Source organism: uncultured Roseovarius sp. (genome assembly GCF_947259555.1).
Lineage (GTDB): Bacteria > Pseudomonadota > Alphaproteobacteria > Rhodobacterales > Rhodobacteraceae > Roseovarius.
In genome coordinates this window covers 1-15,726 of the sequence record NZ_CAMYMD010000109.1, presented here as the reverse complement: position 1 = coordinate 15,726, position 15,726 = coordinate 1, and the positions used below count along the sequence as shown (strand labels likewise).

Sequence of the window (15,726 nt, the reverse complement as noted above, 5' to 3'; positions counted from 1 at the left end):
TCACATATCGTTGAATTGGGCTTCCTGCCGGGCAGACCAGCGCACCCTCAGCGCGAACCCGTCTTCTGTCTGACGCTCGTCCTCGACCAGGTCCTTCTCAAAGAGCCAGGCCCGCTTGCGCCCCTCGTCGAACCGCAGGTGCAGTTCGCTTTCATGCGTCACATCAGATAGCGCCTGCGTGACGGCCGAGACCAGATCGTCGATGCCCTGCCCGGTGATCGCGGACAGCGCCAACACCCCGTCTTGCCGCGCCGCCTGCGTCATGGCGGCCGCGCGCGCATCGTCCGCAAGGCGGTCGATCTTGTTCCACACCTCGATCTGAGGGGTGGTGTCGCGCACCCCGAGGCTTTCAAGGATCGTCGCCACATCCCGTGCCTGCGCGGCCGTCTCGGGGTGCGAAATGTCGCGCACGTGACAGATCAGATCAGCCTCCAGCACCTCCTCCAGCGTCGCCCGAAACGCCGCGACCAATTCGGTCGGCAGGTCGCTGATAAAGCCCACGGTGTCCGACAGGATCACCTCGGGACCACCACCCGGCAGCTGTATGCGCCGCATGGTCGGGTCGAGCGTGGCAAAGAGCATGTCCTTGACCATCACCTCGGCCCCGGTCAGCCGGTTGAACAGCGTGGACTTGCCCGCATTGGTATAGCCCACCAGCGCCACGATCGGAAACGGCACCTTGGCCCGCGCGGCGCGATGCAGCGTCCGGGTCTTGACGACTTTTTCCAACTGTCGGCGCAATCGCACGAGCTGCTCGTCAATTGCACGCCGGTCCGCCTCGATCTGCGTCTCGCCGGGCCCCCCGACAAAGCCAAGCCCGCCACGCTGCCGCTCAAGGTGTGTCCAGGCCCGCACCAACCGCGTGCGCTGATAGCTGAGCGCCGCCATCTCGACCTGCAATACACCCTCGCGCGTGGCCGCACGGTCGCTGAAAATCTCCAGGATCAACCCGGTGCGATCCAGCAGCTTGACGCCCAACGCCTTCTCAAGATTGCGTTGCTGCACGGGTGTGACCGGACCATCGACCAAAACGAGATCCGCCTCCGCCGCGCCGATGGTCTGATGTAACTCTTCAAGCTTGCCCTTGCCAAAGAGCCGCCCGGCATCGGGCTTGCGCAACCGCACCACATCCGCGCCCACGACCTCGATATCGGGCAGCGCATGCGCCAAAGAGACCGCCTCTTCCAGAGCGAGTGCAGGGTCACGGGTGCGATCGGCACCGGCAATATCAGGGTGGATGACCCATGCCCGGGTAATCGGGCGCGCGTGGTCCATCAATTGGCGTCGTCACCATCATAGAGGTTTACAGGCTGCGACGGCATGATTGTTGACACCGCATGCTTGTAGACCAGTTGCGATTGACCATCCCGGCGCAAAAGGATGCAGAAATTGTCGAACCAGGTGATCACGCCCTGCAGCTTTACCCCGTTGATCAGAAAAACCGTCACCGGGATCTTGGTCTTGCGCACCTGATTGAGAAACGCATCCTGCAGATTTTGTCGATCAGAAGCCATTCGCCTTCCTGCCTTTTTTCTTGCAAGCGCCGCGTACCGGCGCGTGTGATCTGTCATTCAGACCCGAGTATGTCGTGCCAGCGTCTGACTTTCCAGCCCAAAAAGTAAAATCATTCCAGACTGCGCGACTGTGTGGTCACACTCGCTAATCGCGCCAGATCGAGGGGTTGAGCAACGCGATGAGCGCCAGTGTTTCCAACCGCCCCAGCACCATCGCCCCGGCATAGGCCAGCTTCGCCCCCGCACTCAGTTCCAACAGGCGGATCGGCGCCTCACTCGCCATCAGAACGAGCGGGCCCGTGGTCGACAGGCCCGAAATGGCGAGAATGAGTCCCGATTCGAAATCTTGCCCGAACACCGCCAAAAGCGCAGTGACAAAAGTCACCGACATGGCGAACAACATGAAGAAGATCCATGCGATATACGCGCCCTGCCGTCTGATGCGCCGTCCGGCTCCCGTCGCGCGCCCGACAGAGGATGGATGAATGAGCCGCTCTGTTTCCCGCCTTGCATGCAGATAGAGCGCATAGACCCGCAGCAGCTTGACGCCTCCCGCCGTGGTCGCCACGCCACCGCCAATCAGCGACAGTCCCAGCAAGATCAGGCCCGGCGTGCCCAATCCCGACCAGTCGCGCGCCGCCTGCCAGTCGGCACTCTCAAAGCCGGTGGTCGACAGAAACGACAGCACCGTAAAGACCGCCCCCCAAAGCGCCTGAAGGGCCAAGCTCCAATTTTCTGTATCGTCAATCCCGAGCGTCGCAAGCCAGTGGCGCAGAAACAGGATCGACGGCACGCCAATCAAGAGCACGATGCCAAGGCGAAACTCGGGGTCGTTCAGAACGCCCGGACGCGCCGCCGTGACCGTGTCAGAGGAAAACGTCAGCCGCGACAGCGCAAAGAATAGAAACAGAAAAATCGCGAATTCTCCGGCAAAGCCCGCCGCACCGTTCTGCACCCCGCCGATCGAAGAGATGCCGCTTGTCGCCATGGTCGACATGGCATGCACCGCCGCGACAAAGGCGCGCTCACCGCCCATCATCAGGATCATCCACAAGGCGCCGGTCAGTCCGACATAGACCGGGGCCAGAACCGCGGTGGATTGCGCCAGCCGCTTGGCAGGGCTCGCCCGCTCGAACCGGCCAAGCACCGTCTCGTCCTGCCCCGGCTCTCCGCGCGCGGTGACTTCGAAACCGCCTAGGCTGAGCGGCGCGAGCACCGCCGAGGCCGACACCCAAATCAACAGTCCGCCACCCCATCCCACCAAGGCGCGCCAGAGATGCAGACTGTCAACAAGCCGCCCCGAGGCCCCAAACAGCGTGGCCCCCGTCGTCGTCAAACTCGAGACCATCTCAAAATACGCATTGAGATATGTGGTGTTCTCGACGCCCTCGTAGAACGGCAAGGCCAGAAAAAGCGGCAAGGCCAGATAGGCGAGCAACAACGACATCAGGTTCTGGGTATCGTTCATCTTGCGATCGAAACGCCCCGACAGCGCCAGCCCGACGACCGCCACCAAGGACAATCCGAGAATCCCGGAAAAGCCAAACGCACGCGCCACGCTGGTGTCGTCGCGCATCAGGGCATCAATCGCCGGCAGGAACATCATCAGCGCAGAAACGCCGGCGAGAATGAGGATCAATGGAAAGGTGAGCAGCCGCGCAATCATCGGATCAGAAGTAGTCGATCGAGACCTGCAACAGCTTTTCAACCGCTGCCACATCCGCCGCGAGAGCAAAGATCACGATCACATCCCCGGCCTCGATCCGCAATCCGCCCGAGGGTTTGTGCAGCTTTTCACCCTTTTTGACACCGCCCAGAAGAACCCCTTCAGGAAAGTCGATATCGCGCAACGCGGCCCCCGCGATGGAAGAGGTCGACATCACCTCTGCCTCGATCACCTCGCCCTCGGCATCGCCGACGGAATAGACCCCGCGCACCTTGCCGTGCCGGATGTGCCGCAGGATCGAACTGACCGTTGTGGCCCGCGGGTTGATATAGGCGTCGACGCCCAGCGGTTCGAGCAGCGGCACCATGGTCGGATCATTGATCAGCGCCACCGCAAACGGGCACCCTTCGGTCTTGGCGCGGACCGCCGCAAGCATGTTGGTCTTGTCGTCATCCGTGACCACGAGCACCGCATCCGCGCGCGCGATCCCCGCCTCGGCCAGAAGCGCGGCGTTGAGCCCGTCCCCGTTCAGAACGATCGTGCGCTCAAGCGCATCGGCGGCGCGTTCGGCCTGCGCGCGGTTTTTTTCGATCACCTTGGCCCGAATCCGCCCGCCGCTGCGCTTCTCCAGCGCCTGCGCCACGGCCAACCCGATATTGCCACCGCCGATAACGACCACGCGCTCCTGCTTTTTTTGCGACTTGCCAAAGACGTCGAGCGTACGAGGCACGTCCTCGGTCGGCACGAACAGATAGCATTCGTCACCGGCAAACAGCTGATCGCCCGATTCCGGCGCAAAGAGCCGCCCGTCGCGGCGCACCGCCAGAACGACCACGCGCAATGTCGAAAACAGGTCACTCAACTGCCGGAGCGGCGTGTTGAGCACGGGGCAATCCTCTGCAAGGCGGATGCCCATCAGCTGCGCCGCCCCGCCCATGAACCGCTCGGTATCAAACGCCGCAGGCGCGGCCAATCTTTGCAGCGCCGCCTGAGCCACCTCGCGTTCGGGGCTGATGACCACGTCAATCGGCATATGATCGCGACGGTAGAGATCGGAATAGATCGCATCGAGGTAGGATTGGCTGCGCAGCCGCGCGACCTTGCGGCTGATGCCGAAAACCGAATGCGCCACCTGACAGGTCACCATGTTGACCTCGTCGGAATAGGTGGCGGCAATGATCATGTCGGCATCCCGCGCGCCCGCCCGGTCCAGAACGTCCGGATAAGAGGCAAAGCCGGTGATCCCCTGAACATCGAGCGTATCGGTCGCCCGGCGCACGAGATCGGGATTGTTGTCCACCACTGTCACATCGTTGCGCTCGCCCGAGAGGTGCCGCGCGATTTGCCAGCCCACCTGACCGGCCCCGCAGATGATGACCTTCATCGCCCTTGCCTCATACTGACTGAACTTGCTGCATGACAGATGGCCCGTGCCCGGTCAATTCCCTTATCGGGCCCGGCTCAGGCCGGCGAGTGCACGCCATCCAACCATTCCAGAAGATCCGGCAGCACAGGTTGGCGAAGGTCGGCGCCTGCCCCAATGAAATCCAGGAAATGCGGGATATTCAGACGGTTGACCCCGACAAGAACCGGCACATCGCGCGCCAGAGCCTCCCCAATCAGCCCGCGAAAGCCACGTCCCTCGGCCTCATGCTTGCCAAACTTGTTGACGATCACCAGATCGCACCCGGCCGCAAGCCGCGCCTCGGCGGCGGCGACCGCAAGCTCCAACTGCGACGGATCGAGCCTGCAGCCCTTCGCGCCCGGCCCAAGGCTCTGCGATATCCGGATCACCGGACCATCCGGCAGCACCTCGACATCCATGTCGCAGGGGCGATCATCGCCGCAGTTGCTGTTGACCTGCACCGTCCCCGCAAGGCTCAGCCCACGCGCCCTTGCCGCGCGGGCCAGGTCATATAACAAAAGATCCGTCTCTCCCCGGCCCTCTGCCATGACATAGGCGATATGCATCGCTCATCCCTCTCCCGTCAGGCCGTCAGGCGGCTTATGACCACCGTCACCTCGGGCCGCTTGCCGATCTCGGTCTGGCTGCTCTGCCGCGCGACACGGCGCAAGCCCTCCTCCAGCTTGGCATCGTCGGTCATCGTCTTGGCCCCGGCCCGGCCCAGAAACTGCGCCAGATCTTCTTCCAGCACATCGACAAGCGGCGCGCGCGACCGACCGGTTTCAGCCAGCCCCATGATCTCGACCCACGGTTCGCCCAACGGCTCGTCGTCCTCATCCAGAATGACATTCACCATGACATGGCCGTTCAAGGCCATGCGGATACGGTCCCGCACGATCCCGTCGAGCGCGCCCACCTGCACAGAGCCATCCAGATACGTGCGCCCGGTTTCGACATATTCGGCCACCTTGGGCGCATTGCCGCTCAGGTCGATCATCATGCCGTTCACCGCCAGAACACCCTTCAGGCGATTGCTGTTGGCCAGCTTTACGTGCTCGCGCAGATGCCGGTGCTCACCATGCATGGGAATGACCATCTGCGGCTTGACCAGCTTGTGCATCTCATCAAGATCGGGGCGATTGGCATGGCCCGAGACGTGATAGCGATCATCGCCCTCGACAACATCGACACCCTTCTCGGAAAACTGGTTGATGATACGGATGACACCGCGCTCATTGCCCGGAATGGTCTTGGAGGAAAACAGGAACGTGTCCCCATCCTTGAGCACCATGCCGTTGTATTTGCCATTGGCGAGTTGCGCACTCGCGGCGCGCCGCTCCCCCTGACTGCCGGTCACGATGAGCATCAGGCTCTCGCGCGGGATACCGCCCGCCTCTTCCGGGCTCACGGTCTTGGGAAAGCCTTTCAGCACACCAGTCTCGACCGCCGCCTCGATCATCCGTCGCATCGCCCGCCCCATCAGGCAGACAGAGCGCCCCGCCCGCTCACCGGCCTCGGCCAGCGTCTTGACGCGCGCCACGTTGCTGGCAAACGTGGTACAGACGAACATCCCCTTGGAGCGCTGCACCAGCTCGGTGATCGGATCGCCGACACTGCTTTCAGAGCGGCCTTCGTGATGACTGAAGACATTGGTCGAATCACACACCAGCGCCTTCACACCCGGCTCGGCCAGGCTCGCCCAGAGATCTCGGTCAAACGGCTCGCCCACAACCGGGTTATCGTCGATCTTGAAATCGCCGGTATGCACGATGCGCCCGCCGGGGCTGTCGATCACGAGACCCGAGCTTTCGGGGATGGAGTGAGAGATCGGCACGAACCCCACGGTGAACGGCCCCGCCGTGACAGTCTCCGGCCAGGGCGAGACGGTCTTGACCGCCTTTTCAGGATGGCCGTGCTCTTCCATCTTGCGCCGCGCGATATTGGCGGTGAACGCGCGCGCATGGATCGGGGCACCCAGGCGCTCATAGTAATGCGCCACGGCACCGACGTGGTCCTCATGGGCATGGGTGATGAACACCGCCTCAAGGTCAGTCTTGCGCGCTTCCAGCCAGGTGATGTCCGGCAGGATCAGGTCGACGCCGGGCGTGCCATCCATGTCCGGAAAGGTCACCCCGAGATCGACCAGTATCAACTTCTCCTTGCCCGGCTTTCCATAGCCGTAGACATAGGCATTCATACCGATTTCACCCGCCCCGCCGAGGGGCAGATAGATCAGACGTTCACTGCTCATGGGGCGTCAGCCCTCCTTGTTGGTCTCGAATATCACGGTCAGCCCGTGCATCGTCAGATTGTCCTCGAACATGTCGAACATGTCCGTCCCTTGCTGGAATAACGGTGCCAGCCCACCTGTTGCGATCACCGTCATGGCGCGGCCATGTTCGGCCTTTACGCGGTGACATATCCCATCAATCAAACCGACATAACCCCAGAACACACCCGATTTCATGCAATCGACCGTATTGGTGCCGATCACGCGGTCCGGCTTGGTCACATCGATATGCGGCAGCGCCGCCGCCGCCTCATGGAGCGCCTGAAGCGACAGGTTCACGCCCGGCGCGATCACCCCGCCGATATAGGCGCCGTCGCTGTCGACCACGTCAAACGTCGTGGCGGTGCCAAAATCCACGATGATGAGATCACCGCCATATAGATCATAGCCCGCGACCGTATTCACCAAACGGTCCGGCCCCACCTGCGTGCCCGCATCCACCCGCACATCGACCGGCAGGCGGCATTCAGGCTTGCCCACCACCAGCGGGCGGCAATTGAAATAGCGGTCGGAAAAGACCCGGAGGTTGAACACCACGCGCGGCACGGTCGAGCTGATGATGACACCAGAGATATCGGGCCTCAGCCCATAATGCTCCAGCAGGGTCGAGAACCAGACGAAATACTGATCCGCCGTGCGCTGATGCTCGGTCGAGGTGCGAAGCGTACATAGAAACGTCTCACCGTCCCAGATCGAGAAAACCGTGTTTGTGTTGCCGCAGTCAATCGCGAGGAGCATCCGCCACGCCTTTCGTCAAAAGAATACTTCGGCGGCAGGGATCGCCTGCCGCCCGCGCGCGGTCATTAAAACGAGATTACCCGCCTCGTCCACCGTCTCGAACGTTCCCTCGTGGCTGTCGCGCGAGGTCCGCGCCGTGATGACCTCGCCCAATCGCGCCGCCCGCGCCAGCCAGGCATTGCGGATCGGCGTAAACCCGTAGGCCACGAATTGCGCTTCCAGCCGGGCGTAGGCCGGGGCCAGGAGGTCAAGAAAATCCTCGGGCCCGATGGCAATCCCGGTCTCCGACATGAGCGACACCGGGCGCACCGCGCCCGTCTCGATCTCTGCCACGTCCGGGGCGGCGCGCAGGTTTACCCCGATACCGATCGCGAAATGGCTCAGCCCGCCTGCCGAGCCCGCACTCTCGAGCAAAATCCCCGCCAGCTTGCCGCCGTTCAAAAGGACGTCATTGGGCCATTTGAGCGCGAACGCCTCGGCGCGCCCGGTTGCCGCCACAAGCGCCTCATCCAGCGCAAGCGCCGCCACGAACGACCGAAGCGCCACACGGTCCGGGCTCTCGGTCGGACGCATGACAAGGGTGGCCGCAAAATTGCCTTCCGGGTTCACCCAAGGCCGGCCCCGTCGCCCGCGTGCCGCAGTCTGCGACCGCGCCATGATCCATTCTGGCCCGGCCAGATGCGACGCGATGCGCGCGGCTTCTGCATTGGTACTGTCGGTCACGTCCAGGATCCGACGTCCATACCCCACAGGCCAGCTCGTTGCGTGATCCATCTTCACTGTTCTCCAAATACTCAAATACGCCGCGTGCCGTCAGTCCCACCACGGCCCGTGATGCAGCCCCGCCTGCCCCAGCCGCTCGAACCCGTGATGCCCGAACATGTCGCGCTGCGCCTGGATCATGTTGGCGCTGCCATGGCCCAATCGCATGCTGTCATACCACGCCAGCCCGGCGCTCAGCGCGGGCACAGGATGCCCGCCATGCACAGCGCTGCCCACGACCTGCCGCAGCGCCGGCACACAGCGCGCAAGGGTCTGCGCCAGACCAGGATCGAGGATCAGCTGACCCTCCGGCAGATCGCCCTCAAAGGCGATGGCGATCTCGTCCAGAAGCGCCGAGCGGATGATACACCCCGCCCGCCAGATCCGCGCGATACTGCCGAAATCCAGCGACCAGTCGTACTCCTCCGACGCCGACGCCAGCACCCGAAACCCCTGCGCATGGGCTAGGATGCGCGCCGCCAGAAACGCCTCGGCCAGAACATCAGGGCTGGCCTCGATCGCGCCAACCGCGCCGCCAAGAACCGCCTCCGCCGCTTGCCGCGTCTCCTTCTCCGAGGACCAGCTGCGCGCGCCCACGGCAGCCTCGAGCATGCTCGCGGATTGCCCCATTCGCAGCGCCTCGATCACGCTCCAGCGCCCGGTGCCCTTTTGACCGGCGGCATCCTTGATCACGTCGACCATCGGATGGCCGGTCTCGGGATCGGCATAGGTCAACAGCTTGGCGGTGATCTCCACCAGATACGACCGCAGCGGCCCGGCATTCCATGCCTCGAACAGCGCGCCGATCTCGGCAGGCGGCAGCGCCAGCCCGTTGCGCAGCAGGCTGTAGATTTCGGCGATCACCTGCATGTCGGCATACTCGATGCCGTTATGCACGGTCTTGACGAAATGCCCGGCCCCGTCGGGGCCAAGATGCGCTACGCAGGGGCTGTCCTCGTAGCGCGCCGCGATGGCTGTGAGGATGGGGTGCACCTGCCGCCAGCTATGCGCGCTGCCGCCGACCATCATCGACGGGCCATGCCGCGCCCCCGCCTCGCCGCCCGAAACGCCCATGCCGACGAAATGCAGATCCTGCTTGGCCAGCGCGGCGGCCCGGCGACGGGTCGCATGAAAATCGGCATTGCCGCCGTCGATCACCGTGTCGCCGGGGGCCAGCAGCGGCATGATCTGCTCCAGCATCGCGTCCATAGGCGCCCCCGAGGGGATCATGAACAATATGACACGCGGGGTGGCGAGGGCCGCGACGAACGCGGCCAGTTCCTCATGCGGATGCAGACGCGCCGCCAGATCGCCCGCCTCAGTCATGAAGGGCGCGATCCAGTCGGCCTCGCGGTTGGTCACGGCCACGTCAACGCCGTGCTCTGCCATGTTGAGCGCCAGCGCGCTGCCCATGGTGCCAAGCCCGTAGACCCCGATCTGCGCCTTGCCCATGCCACCCCCTGCTATCGCCATCGTCCGTGGCTCAGGCTACGCCCGAGGGCGACGACAGCACAAGGCCAACGTCATCCTCCGGCTCGACCGGAGGATCTCGCGTCACGCCCCGTCACGCCCCGCCTCACACCCCGAGCGTCCAGCGCATGATCGCCTTTTGCGCATGCAGGCGGTTCTCGGCCTCGTCAAAAATCACCGAGGACGGGCCGTCCATCACATCCGACGTCACCTCCTCGCCGCGATGCGCGGGCAGGCAATGCATGAACAGCGCATCGGGTTTCGCCTGCGCCATCAGCCTGTCATTGACCTGATAGGGCCGCAGCATGTTGTGGCGGCGCTCCTTGGTGGATTGGCTGTCATGCATGCTGACCCATGTGTCTGTCACAATCAGATCGGCGCCCTCGACCGCCTTGGCAGGGTCGCGCTCGATGGTGATCGTGCTGCCCGCCTTGCGCGCGACACCGATGAATTCCGGCTCCGGATCGAGCTGCATCGGCCCGGTAAAGGTCAAGTCAAACCCGAACTGCCCGGCGGCATGCAGAAAGGACGCGCAGACATTGTTGCCGTCGCCCGACCAGACCACCTTCTTGCCGGTGATCGGCCCGCGATGCTCCTCATAGGTCAGGATATCGGCCATGATCTGGCACGGATGGGTGCGATCGGTCAGCCCATTGATCACCGGCACATCGGAGTATTCGGCCATCTCCAGCAGCACCGACTCGTCGAAGGTGCGGATCATGATCATATCGACATAGCGCGACAGCACCCGCGCGGTGTCGGCAATCGTCTCGCCATGGCCCAACTGCATGTCAGTGCCCGACAGAACCATCGTCTGCCCGCCCATCTGCCGCACCCCCACGTCGAACGACACCCGCGTGCGCGTCGAGGGCTTCTCGAAAATGAGCGCCACCATCCGCCCTGCCAGCGGCTGTTCGGCATCGGGCGTGCCGCGCGGGTGACCATTGCGCGCGTCTTTCATCTGGCGCGCCTGATCTATGATCGCCCGCAACTCGGCCGGATCGGTTTTGTGGATGTCGAGGAAATGGGTCATGTCAGTGTTCGCTTTTGCAATCGGGTCCATGTGGGGGCCAGCCCCCACACCCCCGGGATATTTCGGGCCAGAAGAAGATCAGGCGGTTTTCAAGGCGGTGGCGGCGGCGTCGAGACGGGTGACCGCCTCGGCGATTTCATCGTCAGTGATGGTGAGCGGCGGCAGCAGGCGGATCACGTTATCGGCAGCAGGCACCGTGGCGACCAGCGCGTCATAGCCTGCCTTGACCACATCGGTGTTGACGGCCTTGCATTCCAGCCCCAGCATCAGCCCCAGCCCCCGAACGCCGGTAAAGACATCAGGATGCGCCGCGACCAGCCCCTCCAGACGCTGCCGCATCAGCCCGGCCTTGCGGTTGACCTCGCCGAGGAATTCGGGCGTGGCGACATGCGCCATCACAGCACAACCCACGGCACAGCCCAGCGGATTGCCGCCATAGGTCGAGCCATGGGTACCCGCGCCCATCCCCGCAGCGGCGCGTTCCGTGGCCAGAACCGCGCCCAGGGGAAAACCGCCGCCGATGCCCTTGGCGACCATCATGATATCGGGCGCAACACCCGCCCACTCATGCGCGAAGAGCCGCCCCGTGCGCCCCACCCCGCACTGCACCTCATCGAGGATCAGCAGGATGCCGCGCTCGTCACAAAGGTCGCGCAGCCCCTTGAGGCATTGATCGGGCAGCGGGCGAATGCCGCCCTCACCCTGCACAGGCTCGATCAGGATCGCGGCGGTCGTGTCGTCGATGGCCGCCTTGAATGCGTCGTGGTCGCCCCAGGGCACATGTTTGAAGCCGGGCAAAAGCGGCCCGAAGCCCTTGGTCATCTTCTCCGATCCCGCAGCGGCGATGCCCGCCGAGGAGCGGCCATGAAACGCGCCCTCGAAGGCGATGATATCGGTCCGCTCCGGCTGGCCTGCATCGTAGAAGAACTTGCGCGCCATCTTGACCGCCAGCTCGCAGGCCTCGGTGCCGGAATTGGTGAAGAACACCGTATCGGCAAACGTCGCCTCGACCAGACGGTCGGCCAGCTCCTGCTGCGCAGGGATCTGGTAGAGGTTCGAGGTATGCCACAGCTTGCCCGCCTGTTCGGTCAGCGCCGCCACCAGCGCAGGATGCGCGTGGCCCATGGCATTGACCGCGATCCCGGCGCCGAGATCGAGAAAGCGGCGCCCATCGGCCTCGATCAGCCAGGCGCCCTCGCCTTTGACGAACGAGAGCGGCGCGCGGTTATAAGTCGGCAGGATCGACGGGATCATGGCAGGTTCCTTGTCAACAAGAGGCCCTTTGAGTGCCGCAAGGGCGGGGCCAAGTCAATCGTTTGGGTATTTGGGCATTTGGGAGAACTGGCGCACACTGCGCCGGGATCACGAGGGGACGGGACGTCAGACGCGGGTGCGTCGGCGTCGGGTCTGGGTATATGTCGCGCTGGTGATCATGGCATGCGGTTAGCCGGTTTCGCGACTGAAAGAAAGCGAAATCATGCGGCAACCACGCCAGCGGATTGGGTGCCGGCGCGCGTGGCGGAGCCATTCCGGCTTGCAGCGCCTTGCGCAGCGGGTCAAAGCTGCGCGCATGTTCATCCCCCGCGCCCCCAATCCCGGCCTTGCCGCCCTGCTGACGCTTCTGGCCGCCGCCTTGCTGGCAGGCACGACACTGCTCGCCAAGGCATTGGGGACCGACACGCTCGGGCCCCCGCTGCATGCGCTACAGGTCAGCCACGGGCGCTTTCTCTTCGCCTTTCTGGCCATCGCGGTCACGGTCGGCCTTGTGCGGCCGGTGTTCACCCGGCCCGACCTGATCACCCATGTGAAACGCTCGGGTCTCGGTTGGGGCGGGGTCACGCTGATGTTCGCCGCCGCAGCCTTCATTCCACTGTCGGATGCCACCGCGATCAGCTTTCTCAGCCCGGTTTTCGCGATGATGCTCGCCATCCCGCTTTTGGGCGAAAAGGTCGGGCGTCTGCGCTGGGGTGCCGCCGTCATTGCCCTTGCCGGGGCAGCGATCCTGACCCGCCCCGGCGGCGGCGTGATCGAGACCGGCGCATTGCTCGCACTTGGTGCCGCAGTCTGTATGGGGGCCGAACTCATCTATATCAAGCGCCTCTCGGGGCGCGAAGGACCGTGGCAGATCCTGCTGATCAACAACGCCATCGGCCTGGGGCTAGCGACCTTCGCAGTGATCTGGGTCTGGGCCGCGCCCACAGCCGCACAATGGGCCGCCCTGGTCGGTATCGGGCTGTTGATGGCCCTTGCGCAAGCCTGTTTCGTCAACGCCATGGCGCGCGGCGATGCAAGTTATGTGGCGCCGTTCTTTTACACCGCGCTGGTCTTTGCGGCGCTCTATGACGGGGTGATCTTCGGGGTCTGGCCGGATTGGGTCTCGGTCACCGGCGCGACCGTCGTGCTCTGCGGCGCGGGCCTTCTGGTCTGGCGCGAGGGGCGCCGCCGCGCACCGGTGACGTAACGCCACCTTTGACAAACGCGCCCGGCCTTTGGCTAAATCCAGCAAGAAGGGAGGGGACCATGCCACTGAGCATCCTGTTGCCAATGGTCGTTCTGGGTATCGCGTGCATCGCGGTGCTGCTGCATATGCTTGGCCTCTCGCGCCGCGCGACACTGCCGGACCAGGTGGCGGCAAGGGCGGCATGGCTGCGCGAGTTTCCGGGCGATGCTCCCCGGTATGTGACGCTCTGCCAAGACCACTCCGCCGCCCTGATCGAGACCGAGACCGGGCGCGGCGTGGTCTGGCCGATGGGCGCGGATACCACCGCGCGCTACCTCACCGGCGCGCGGACACGCCGGACCAAGACCGGGCTGCGGCTCGACCTGCCCGACTATACCGCGCCGCGCATTCACCTCAGTCTTGATCCAGACGAGGCCGCCGCGTGGCAAGACGCGCTGAAGGAGACCGCATGACCGATATGACCGCCTTTCCCGACGTGGTGAACTGGGCGGTGCCGCTCTTCATCGCCGCCATCCTCGCCGAACTGCTGTGGATCGTCATCAAGGGCCGTGGCGGGCGCTACGAGACGCGCGACGCGCTCACCTCGCTCATGATGGGGGCGGGCAACGTGGCCTCCGGCATCTTGCTGGGCTTCGTCGCCTATGGCTTTTTCGTGCTGCTGTGGGAGATTACACCGATTGATCTCGGCACCTCCTTCGGTGTCATCGCGCTCTGCTTCGTGCTGGACGATCTGCGCTATTACTGGGTGCACCGGTTTGGCCACCGCATCCGCTGGGTCTGGGCCTCCCATGTCAATCACCATTCCTCGCAGCACTACAACCTGACCACGGCGCTGCGCCAGACATGGACCGGCACCTTCACCTTCATGATGGTGGTGCGCACGCCGCTGATCTTGCTGGGCTTTCACCCCGCCATGGTGCTGTTCGTCGGCGGGCTCAACCTGATCTACCAGTTCTGGATCCATACCGAGGCCATCGGCAAGATGCCCCGCTGGTTCGAGGCCGTGATGAACACACCCTCGCATCACCGCGTCCATCACGGGCGCAACCCGCGCTATCTCGATTGCAACTATGCGGGGGTGTTCATCGTCTGGGACAAGCTGTTCGGCACTTTTGTGCCAGAGATGGACGAGGAGAAGGTCGATTACGGGCTCGTTCACAACTTAGGCACATTCAACCCGATCCGCGTTGCCTTTCACGAATGGGTCGGCATTTACCATGATGCCACGCAGCCGGGGCTGACTTGGCGCGAGCGGCTCAACTATTGCGTCATGCCCCCGGGCTGGAGCCATGACGGCAGCCGCGAGACCTCGACTGCGATCAAGGCGCGCCACGTGTACCAGAACCCCGATGTCGCAGGCACGCCCGGATTGCCGCCGTCACCCGAACACCACCCATAGTTGGTTCACGCAACTTCCACGGTTTTGTTATTTGACCGATCGTTCCAAACGCGCCTACAACAAGAAGCGCTCTCGCGCCATCACTTGCGTTAAGATCCGGGACGGTCGGACTGCTCCAGCAGATGACGGCCCTTGTCTTACCCGACACCTTGTGCAAGGCCCATTACTCAGTCTTGTTCAGGGTGTCGGGGGTGACGTGAGCCCTGATTGCGGGTCCGCCGCGGTCACCGGCCAAGGACCTGCAGCGCAGTCGGAGCGATCATGCCTTGGGAAAAGACATATGACGAAGCCAAGGTGCTCGAGGCGGCGATGATCGCCTTTTGGACGCATGGCTACCAGGGCACGTCGATGGCCAACCTCACCGCCGCGACCGGCCTCAACCGTGGCAGCCTCTATGCGGGCTTCGGCAACAAGCGTGCCCTCTTCCTGCGCGCGCTGCGGCATTACGACGACACCTACCGCACCGGTTTTCTTGAGCAGCTCCTCCATGAGCGCAGCCCAACAGATGCGATCCTCGCGGCATTCGATGTCGCGGCAGAGGGCAATTCGCAGATGCCAGGCGGTTGTCTGATGATCAATTCCGCCATGGAACTCGCCCCACATGACCCAGAAGTTGCGGCAATGGTCGATGCCAGCATGGGCAAGGTCGAGGCATTCTTCGCCGTATGCCTCGCGCAAAGCGAGACCCCGCCGACCGACACGATCGGAACCGCCAAGGTGTTACAGGGACTGCTGATCGGCCTGATGGTGGTGCGGCGCGCCAATAAAGACAGCCCGTCGATTCCCGCGATCCTTGCGCAGGTGCGCAGCCTCGTCGGCTGAGTGCCCTACCACCGTCCCGACATCGCCCGAAGCATCAGCATCAGCCTGCTGCGCGCCGGGGCCGGGTCGAGCGTGCCTTCGGTGACCGATGCCGGGTGCCGCGTCGCCGCGCGCAGGACAGGCCCGGCCTCCCACAGAGGCAAGAGCGCCGGCGCCGCCGCACGCG

General features: G+C 64.0%; 15 protein-coding genes. 4 read left to right on the top strand and 11 right to left on the bottom strand.

What is annotated here, in order from left to right:
• From hflX to Q0X85_RS19295, 11 genes are all read right to left on the bottom strand, one after another.
• A complete protein-coding gene (gene hflX / locus Q0X85_RS19345; RefSeq protein WP_297774736.1) occupies positions 1-1,275 on the bottom strand; it encodes a GTPase HflX in 1,275 nt (424 codons plus the stop codon).
• Positions 1,275-1,514, bottom strand: coding sequence for an RNA chaperone Hfq (hfq, locus tag Q0X85_RS19340; RefSeq protein ID WP_008283145.1), 240 nt, complete (start codon positions 1,512-1,514; stop codon positions 1,275-1,277). Before hfq ends, hflX begins: the two co-directional genes overlap by 1 nt.
• Before the next feature lie 145 nt (positions 1,515-1,659).
• Entirely contained in the window at positions 1,660-3,180 is a 1,521-nt protein-coding gene (locus Q0X85_RS19335) for a potassium transporter TrkG (protein WP_297774734.1), read from the bottom strand.
• 4 nt (positions 3,181-3,184) lie between these two features.
• Complete coding sequence (trkA, locus tag Q0X85_RS19330) at positions 3,185-4,564, bottom strand: Trk system potassium transporter TrkA (RefSeq protein WP_297774733.1); 1,380 nt, start codon at positions 4,562-4,564, stop codon at positions 3,185-3,187.
• A gap of 77 nt (positions 4,565-4,641) precedes the next feature.
• Positions 4,642-5,151 carry a DUF2478 domain-containing protein gene (locus Q0X85_RS19325; RefSeq protein ID WP_297774731.1) on the bottom strand — a complete coding sequence of 170 codons (510 nt, stop codon included), beginning with the start codon at positions 5,149-5,151 and terminating at the stop codon, positions 4,642-4,644.
• 17 nt (positions 5,152-5,168) lie between these two features.
• Positions 5,169-6,836 (bottom strand): ribonuclease J, encoded by a 1,668-nt coding sequence (locus Q0X85_RS19320; RefSeq protein WP_297774730.1) that lies wholly within the window; start codon positions 6,834-6,836, stop codon positions 5,169-5,171.
• A 6-nt stretch (positions 6,837-6,842) separates the two neighbouring features.
• Complete coding sequence (locus tag Q0X85_RS19315; RefSeq protein ID WP_297774728.1) at positions 6,843-7,613, bottom strand: type III pantothenate kinase; 771 nt, start codon at positions 7,611-7,613, stop codon at positions 6,843-6,845.
• 15 nt (positions 7,614-7,628) lie between these two features.
• On the bottom strand, positions 7,629-8,387 hold the full coding sequence (locus tag Q0X85_RS19310; RefSeq protein WP_297774727.1) for a biotin--[acetyl-CoA-carboxylase] ligase: 759 nt from the start codon (positions 8,385-8,387) through the stop codon (positions 7,629-7,631).
• Positions 8,388-8,426: 39 nt separating this feature from the next.
• Positions 8,427-9,827, bottom strand: a complete 1,401-nt coding sequence (gene gndA / locus Q0X85_RS19305; RefSeq protein ID WP_297774726.1) for an NADP-dependent phosphogluconate dehydrogenase — start codon at positions 9,825-9,827, stop codon at positions 8,427-8,429.
• Between the two features lie 124 nt (positions 9,828-9,951).
• Positions 9,952-10,878, bottom strand: coding sequence for an ornithine carbamoyltransferase (argF, locus tag Q0X85_RS19300; RefSeq protein ID WP_297774725.1), 927 nt, complete (start codon positions 10,876-10,878; stop codon positions 9,952-9,954).
• 78 nt (positions 10,879-10,956) lie between these two features.
• Positions 10,957-12,132 carry an aspartate aminotransferase family protein gene (locus Q0X85_RS19295; protein ID WP_297774723.1) on the bottom strand — a complete coding sequence of 392 codons (1,176 nt, stop codon included), beginning with the start codon at positions 12,130-12,132 and terminating at the stop codon, positions 10,957-10,959.
• A 316-nt stretch (positions 12,133-12,448) separates the two neighbouring features.
• On the opposite strand from Q0X85_RS19295, the gene Q0X85_RS19290 reads away from it, so the two are divergent.
• The 4 genes from Q0X85_RS19290 (at position 12,449) to Q0X85_RS19275 (ending at position 15,560) form a co-directional block, all read left to right on the top strand.
• Positions 12,449-13,339 (top strand): DMT family transporter, encoded by an 891-nt coding sequence (locus Q0X85_RS19290; RefSeq protein ID WP_297774721.1) that lies wholly within the window; start codon positions 12,449-12,451, stop codon positions 13,337-13,339.
• Positions 13,340-13,398: 59 nt separating this feature from the next.
• Entirely contained in the window at positions 13,399-13,791 is a 393-nt protein-coding gene (locus Q0X85_RS19285) for a hypothetical protein (protein ID WP_297774719.1), read from the top strand.
• The gene (locus tag Q0X85_RS19280; protein ID WP_297774718.1) at positions 13,788-14,738 is read left to right on the top strand and encodes a sterol desaturase family protein; all 951 of its coding nucleotides are present in this window, start codon (positions 13,788-13,790) and stop codon (positions 14,736-14,738) included. Before Q0X85_RS19285 ends, Q0X85_RS19280 begins: the two co-directional genes overlap by 4 nt.
• A gap of 294 nt (positions 14,739-15,032) precedes the next feature.
• Positions 15,033-15,560, top strand: a complete 528-nt coding sequence (locus Q0X85_RS19275) for a TetR/AcrR family transcriptional regulator (RefSeq protein ID WP_297774717.1) — start codon at positions 15,033-15,035, stop codon at positions 15,558-15,560.
• Positions 15,561-15,726: the final 166 nt, after the last annotated feature.